At 70.9% G+C, this 7259-nt stretch carries 5 protein-coding genes; 1 reads left to right on the top strand and 4 read right to left on the bottom strand.

What is annotated here, in order from left to right:
• Positions 1-228: 228 nt before the first annotated feature.
• From ACLIYP_RS28370 to ACLIYP_RS28355, 4 genes are all read right to left on the bottom strand, one after another.
• A complete protein-coding gene (locus ACLIYP_RS28370) occupies positions 229-1257 on the bottom strand; it encodes an ABC transporter ATP-binding protein (protein WP_412715956.1) in 1029 nt (342 codons plus the stop codon).
• Complete coding sequence (locus tag ACLIYP_RS28365; protein ID WP_412715955.1) at positions 1254-3203, bottom strand: dipeptide/oligopeptide/nickel ABC transporter permease/ATP-binding protein; 1950 nt, start codon at positions 3201-3203, stop codon at positions 1254-1256. Before ACLIYP_RS28365 ends, ACLIYP_RS28370 begins: the two co-directional genes overlap by 4 nt.
• A 19-nt stretch (positions 3204-3222) precedes the next feature.
• Positions 3223-4212, bottom strand: a complete 990-nt coding sequence (locus tag ACLIYP_RS28360; RefSeq protein WP_412715954.1) for an ABC transporter permease — start codon at positions 4210-4212, stop codon at positions 3223-3225.
• Between the two features lie 89 nt (positions 4213-4301).
• Positions 4302-5987, bottom strand: coding sequence for an ABC transporter substrate-binding protein (locus ACLIYP_RS28355; RefSeq protein ID WP_412715953.1), 1686 nt, complete (start codon positions 5985-5987; stop codon positions 4302-4304).
• 413 nt (positions 5988-6400) lie between these two features.
• Here ACLIYP_RS28355 and ACLIYP_RS28350 point away from each other — a divergent pair.
• On the top strand, positions 6401-7259 hold an 859-nt coding region (locus ACLIYP_RS28350), incomplete at its 3' end, for an ROK family transcriptional regulator (RefSeq protein WP_412715952.1).

Below are 7259 nucleotides of genomic sequence, written 5' to 3'. Positions count from 1 at the left end.
ACGAACATCGCGTAGTAGATGCCGGTGCTCACGCCCAGGTCGCCGTAGGTCTCCTCCAGGTCGTCCTCGGCCGCGGCGAAGGTGATGATCGCCAGCAGTGAGAAGAGGGCCTGGAGCCCGCCGGCGACGAAGAAGACCATCTGGGACGAGCCGACCTCGCGCGGCATCCCCCCGGGCGGTCCGCCGGGGACCGGGCCCGGGGACATGCCGTACCGCCGGACCGGCGGCCTACGCGGTGGCGCTTCCCCCGGCCGCCGGACGGGCGGCCCGGGCGGCGGAACCGGCGAAGTCGCCACCGGAGTGCAGCCAGCACTTCGCGTAGTGGTCGTAGCCCACCGCGAAGTCCTCCGGCATACGGGTGCAGGCCTCGAACGCCTTGGGGCAGCGGTCCCGGAAGGTGCAGCCCGGATCGTCGCCGGGGAGGGTGGAGCCGCCCGCGGGCTCGATGCCCAGCGCCTCGGTGAGCCGGGCGCGGTCGCGGGCGTCGGGGTTGGGCGCGGCGGCCGCCAGGATCCTGGTGTAGGGGTGCTGCGGATTGAGGATGACCTCGTCCGCCGGCCCCCTCTCCACCACGCGCCCCCGGTACATCACCAGGATGTCGTCGGAGAAGTGCCGCGCGGTGGCGAGGTCGTGGGTGATGTAGAGGACCGCGAGACCGTCCTCGCGCTGGAGCCGGGCGAGCAGGTTGAGCACGCCCAGCCGGATGGAGACGTCCAGCATGGAGACCGGCTCGTCGGCGATGACGACCTGCGCTCCGGGCGCCAGGGCCCGGGCGATGGCCACGCGCTGGCGCATGCCGCCGGACAGCTCGTGGGGGCGGCGCTGGGCGATGTCGGCGGCCGGGGTCAGGTTGACGCGCTCCAGGAGCTGTTCGACCTTCTGCGCGACCTCCGCCTTCCCGCGGGCCCTGCCGTGCAGCTTCAGCGGGCGGGCCAGGTGGTGCTCGACGGTGTGGAAGGGGTTGAGCGAGGCGAAGGGGTCCTGGAAGACCATCTGCACATGGTCGCGGTAGGCGCGGTCGGCCACCCGCCTCCCGTCGGGGCCGGTGGCGGTGATCCCGCCCGCGGTGGGCTTCTCCAGGCGTGCGATCATGCGGGCCACCGTCGACTTGCCCGACCCGGACTCACCGACCAGTGCGACCGTCCTGCCGGGGGTCAGGGTGAAGGAAACGTTGTCAACCGCGCGGAAGCGGGAGTGGCGCAGGCCGGAGCGTATGGAGAAGTCCTTGGTCAGGCCGCGTACTTCGAGCGTCGTCATCGCGAGCCCGCCTCCTTCACGATCGTTTCGGTGCCCGTGCCCGTGCCCGTGCCGGGGCCGGTGCGCTCGCGGGCGCTGGACTCCCCGGTGCGGACGAACGCGCCCCGCTCGCCGGTGAGACTGGGGAAGGAGTCGAGCAGCCTGCGGGTGTAGGGGTGCTTCGGGTCGCGGTGGATCTCGTCGGCGGTGGCGTACTCGACCACCTCGCCGTCGCGCATGACCGCGATGCGGTCGCTCAGCTCCAGCAGCAGCGGCAGGTCGTGGGTGATGAAGACGACCGCGAAGCCCAACTCGTCGCGGAAGCGCAGGATCTCCCTCAGGATGCCGCGCTGGACCACCACGTCGAGGGCGGTGGTCGGTTCGTCCATGATCATCACCTGGGGGTCGAGCAGCAGCGCCATGGCGATCATGACACGCTGCCGCATCCCCCCGGACAGCTCGTGCGGGAAGGAGTCCAGCCGTCTCGGATCGACCCCGACCAGGCGGAGCACCTCGGCGCACCGCTCGCGGCGGGCCTGCGCGGACATCCCGGGGCGGTGGGTGGTGAGCACGTCCTCCAGCTGGGCCCGGATGGAGATGACCGGGTTCAGGGCGTTCATCGCGCCCTGGAAGACCATCGACAGCTTCGACCAGCGGAAGGCGCGCAGTTCCTCCTTGCCCAGGGCGAGCAGGTCGAGGTCGGAGCCGTCGCGGTCGTGGAAGACGACCGATCCCGAGGTGACCTCGGCCGGCGGCCGGTGGAGCCGGTTGATCGCGTACGCGAGCGTGGTCTTGCCGCAGCCGGACTCCCCGGCCAGGCCGAGGATCTCGCCGCGGCCGAGGGTGAGCGAGACGTCCTTGACGGCGTGGACGGGCTTCTCGCCCCGGTAGACCACGTTGAGGTTCTCCACCGTCAGGACGGCGTCGCGGCCAAAGGCCTCACGGCCGGTGACGGAACGGGCCGCGGCCGTACGGGGCTTGCGCCCCCCGGCGCTCCCGCCCCCGCGGGTGCGGCGCGAGGCGGCCGGGACGGTGCGCAGCTTGGGGTTGATGATCTCGTCGATGCTGAAGTTGATCAGGGAGAGGCCGCAGCCGAGCAGCGCGATGACCAGGCCGGGCGGGCCGAACCACCACCAAGCCTCCCGCTGGAGGGCGAAGCCGTTCTGGGCGTAGTAGAGCATCGTGCCGAGCGTGTCGGAGCCCGAGGCGCCCAGGCCCAGGAAGGACAGGCCCGCCTCGCTGAGGATGGCCAGGATGACGGCGAACACGAACTGCGAGGCCATCAGCGGCAGCAGGTTGGGCAGGATCTCCACGGAAACGATTCGCCAGGGCTTCTCGCCCGCCACCTTCGCCGCGGCGACGTAGTCGCGGTTGCGCAGGGATAGGGTCTGGGCGCGCAGCACCCGGGCGGAGGCCGCCCAGCCGGTGATCGCCAGGACGACCGCGATGGTCCACCAGCCGCGCTGCTCGGCGGGGACGAAGCCGGCGATGACGATCACCAGCGGCAGGCCGGGGATCACCAGCATCACGTTGGAGAACAGCGAGAAGCCCTCGTCCACCGCACCGCCGACGTAGCCGCCGATGACGCCGAAGACCGCGGACAGCAAGGTGGCCAGGACGCCCACCAGCAGGCCGATCTGCAGGGAGCCGCGCGTGGAGTGGGCCAGCAGGGCCAGCACGTCCTGGCCGGTCTGGGTGGTGCCCAGCCAGAACTCGCCGCCGGGCGGGGTCATGCTGATGTTGCGGATGGTGTCGGGGTCGCCGGTCAGCAGCGGTCCGAGGATCCCGAACAGGGCGATGGCGCCCACCAGGCCCAGGCCGGTCCCGAGCTTGGGCGACCAGCGCGGCACCAGGGAGCGCCAGCCGCCGGCGCCGGGGCGCCGGGGGGCCGGGGAGACGCCGGTGGTGCCGGCCGGGGTGTCCGGCGCCGCGCCGGCGGTCTCGGCGGGCGGGTTGATGTTCGTCACGGTGTCGGTTCCTCAGCTCTCAGTTGCCGGCGCGGGTGCGGGGGTCGATGAGGCCGTACAGCAGGTCGACGACCAGGTTGGCGCCCAGCACGGCCACCGTGATGACCAGGAAGATCCCCTGCATCAGGGCGTAGTCGTTGTTCTCCACGGCCTGCAGCAGCCTCGACCCGATGCCGGGGTAGGAGAAGACCTGCTCGGTGATGACCGATCCGGAGACCACGAAGCCGAGGGAGATCGCGAAGCCGGCGACGGACGGCAGGACCGCGTTGCGCGCGGCGTAGCGGGTCATGATGCGCCGGTCGCGCAGCCCCTTGGCCTGGGCGGTGAGGATGTAGTCCTCCGAGACCGTCGAGACCATCATGTTCCGCATCCCCAGCAGCCAGCCGCCCACCGAGGAGATCACGATCGTCAGGGCGGGGAGGGTGCCGTGGTAGACCGCCGAGGCGATGAACTCGCCGTCCCAGCCCGGGGTGAGGATCACGTCGTACCCGCCGTTGAGCGGGAACCAGCTCAGGGCCGTGGCGAAGACCGCGACCAGGATCAGCGCCAGCCAGAAGTACGGCACCGCCGCGAGCACGGTGGTGGCCGGGATGAGCGAGTCCAGCCAGGAGCCGCGTTTCCATCCGACGACGGCGCCGAGCCCGACGCCGAGCAGGAAGGACAGCAGGGTGGCGATGCCCACCAGCACGATCGTCCACGGCAGCGCGTCCCCGATGACGGTGGCGACCTCCGCCGGGAAGACGCTCACCGAGATGCCCAGGTCGCCGCGGAACATGTTGACCAGATACGAGAAGTACTGGTTCACCAGCGGTTCGCCGGTGTCGGTTCCGAGGAGGAGCTCGTAGGACCTGCGGACCGACGGGTCGGTTGCGCCGCCTCGCTGTTGCAGCTTCGCCATGAGGGTGTCCACCGGGTTCCCCGGCATCATCCTCGGGATGAAGAAGTTCAGGGTCAGCGCCGCCCACAGGGCGACGAGATAGAACCCGAGCTTCCGGGCGTAGTACCTCACCGATCTCCGCCTATCACTGTGTGCCTCTCCTCGGAACCGTTCACTGCCGTGTCACCGCCGGGCCGGCCGCCGGGCCGACCGCCGCGCCGTCACTTGCCGGCGGGCTTGAGGGCCTTGTAGATCTGGGCCTGGTCGGGGCGGCTCCAGACCGCCGGGACGGCGTAGAGGTTGTACTCCGTCGGCCAGCCCTCGAACTTGGAGGCGTGGTACTCGCTGGTGGTGCCGGCGGTGAGGATCGGGATGTAGGGCATGTCCTCCTCGATCCGGGTCTGGATGACGTCGTACTGCCTCTGTCGCTGCTCGGCCGCCTCGGGCGAGATCTTCTTCAGCTCCTTCAGCGCCCGGTCCACCCGCGGGTCGCTGTAGCGGGCGAAGTTCGGGTTCGCCGTCTCGCCGACCTCGGCGGTGGTCTCGCTGCTGAAGAAGTAGCTGTAGGTGTAGTAGGGGTCGGGCGTCGGCCCCGGGTACAGCGAGTCGATCAGCAGCTGGTACTTGCCCTGGCCGCGGGCCTCGGACCACTCGTTCCAGGAGGACTGCTGGGAGGTCAGCTTGATGCCGGCCTTCTTGAGCTGCTCGGCCATGGTGTCGACGGCGGTGATGTAGTCGGTCCAGCCGGAGACGACCCGGACGGTCAGGGAGAGCTCCTTGCCGTCCTTGGCGTAGATGCCGTCCGGCCCCTTGGTGTAGCCGGCCTGCTCCAGCAGCCGCGTGGCCTTGGAGACGTTCGGCTTCATCGGGGCCAGGTTCTCCTCGAGCTTCTCCGAGACGAGCTCCTCGTTGCTCTCCACCAGCGCGAATCCGGGCGATATCTGGCTGGAGGTGCCCTGGAAGGCCAGGGAGTTGATCTGGGAGCGGTCCATGGCGTAGTAGATCGCCTTGCGCACCGCGGGGTCCGTCTGCGGGCCCTCGCAGCCCATCTCCGCGTCCGAGCAGGTCATCAGGGCGGTCTGGTTGATGGGTACGGTGACGGCCTTGTAGCCCGGGTAGTTCTTCTCGACGTTCTGCATGTCCGGGACCGGGCCGGTCTGCCAGTCGATCTTCGCCGCCTTGAGGGCGTCCGCGCCGGCCTGGTTGCCCGACAGGGCGATGTAGCGGACCTGCTTGACGGCGGGCTCGCCGTCCCAGTAGCCGGGGTTGGCCTTGAGCGTGAAGGCCTGGCCCTTGAAGTCGCCCAGCAGGTAGGGGCCGGTGCCGACGGGCTTGGTGACGGTGTTCTTGGAGGGCTCCTCGAACTCCTTCCAGACGTGCTCGGGGACGATGAAGATCTTGCCCAGGATCTGCGGGCCGTCCATGTAGGAGGGCTCGTCGAAGGTGATCCTCACATGGGTGTCGTCGACGGCCTCGGCCCTGCCCGTGTAGCCGGTGCCGTTCATCTCCTTGTACTTGGAGATCATGTCCAGCGTGAAGACGACGTCGTCGGCGGTGAACGCCTCGCCGTCCGACCACTTGACGCCCTCGCGCAGGGTGACCGAGAGCTCGGTGCCGTCCTCGTTCCAGGAGTACTCGGTGCCCAGCAGCGGCTCGGCCGGTTCGTCGCGGACCTGGTTGAAGTAGAAGAGCGGCTCGAAGATCGTGCCCGGCCCCTCGTTCATGGTCGGCGAGAACGGGTTGAAGTTGGCCTGGTAGTCGCCCGCCTGCCCCGTGAAGACCACCAGGGTCTCGTCCTTGGCGCCGCCGCTGCCGCCCGACCCCGAACAGGCCGTGGCCAGCAGGGCGATCGCGGCCATCCCGGCCGCTGCGACGCGCGCGCGGCGGCGTCTTGCTTGCTGGAACATGGTGGGTGGTTCCTCTCGTCCTGGAGGGGCACGTCCGTGTGCCGTCCGACCGCCTCGGGGGCGGCGGGTCGCTCGGTGGGGTGATTCTTAAGTCGCCGAAGAAAGAAAGTCAATACTCCTGCGACGCCCTCGGTCCACAGAGACACAAGTGAGATCGAGGACCGGGCGGGACCCGGGAGGCGACCGCCCCGGCGCCGGGAGAAGCACGGGGAAGAATACGAGGGAAGACGCCCGGCGGGGGCCGTTCCCGGGAAGAGGCGCCGGGCGCCAGGGGCGGGCAAGCGCCTGTCCGGGCGGGCACTTGCCCGCGTTCGATAGGCAAATAAACTAACGGTCCGTACACGTGCGGCGCGGACCGCGCGGAGCACATCGACAGCGATCCCGCCGCGGCGGGGCCGCGGGCGGAGGAACCAGTGAGCGGACCGGCTCGGGCCACGGCCCACGCGAGCAGCAGGGCGGCCGTCCTCGACGTGATCCGCGCGGCGGGCACCATCAGCCGGGTCGGCCTCATCAACGCCACCGGGTTCACCGGCGCGACGATCTCGACCGTCGTACGCCGCCTCATCGACGACGGGCTGGTGGTGGAGACCGGGCGTGCGGAGTCCACCGGGGGCAAGCGCCGCGTCCTGCTCCAGCTCAACCAGTCCTCCCGGTACGCGGTGGGAGTCCACCTCGACCACGCGGGCATCACCTACGTCCTCACCGACCTCGGCGGCTCGGTCGTCGCCCGGATGTCCCGGGCGGGCGCGGGGGCCGAGGACCCCCCGGACGTCGTCGAGCGCATGGCCGGCGAGGTCGGCGCCCTCATCGAGGGCGTCGGCGTCGGGCGTGAACGGGTGCTGGGGCTGGGCCTGGTCTCCCCCGGCCCCCTGACCCCCACCAGCGGGATGCGGCTGACCCCGCCCCTGATGCGGCAGTGGGAGGACTTCCCCCTGGACCGGGCCCTCAAGGAGGCCACCGGACTGCCCGTGGTCTCCGACAACGACGCCACGGCGGCGGCCCTGGGCGAGCACTGGTCCGGCGGCGTCGGCGCGGCCGCGACCTTCGCCGCGCTGTACATGGGCACCGGCATCGGCGCGGGCCTGCTGGTCGACGGGATGACCTACCGCGGCGCCAGCGGGAACGCGGGCGAGATCGGCCACAGCTGCCTGGCCGTGGACGGTCCGGAGTGCTGGTGCGGGGCCCGGGGCTGCGTCGAGGCCCTGGCCGGGCCGTCCGCCGTCGTCGCCGCCGCCCGCGCCGACCCGGCCCTGGCCCGCGCGGCCGGGCTGG

Origin of the sequence: Streptomyces nanhaiensis, assembly GCF_046614825.1 — a bacterium.
Lineage (GTDB): Bacteria > Actinomycetota > Actinomycetes > Streptomycetales > Streptomycetaceae > Streptomyces > Streptomyces radiopugnans.
The sequence above is the reverse complement of the archived record's forward strand: the minus strand, read 5'-3'. Positions and strand labels throughout refer to the sequence as shown.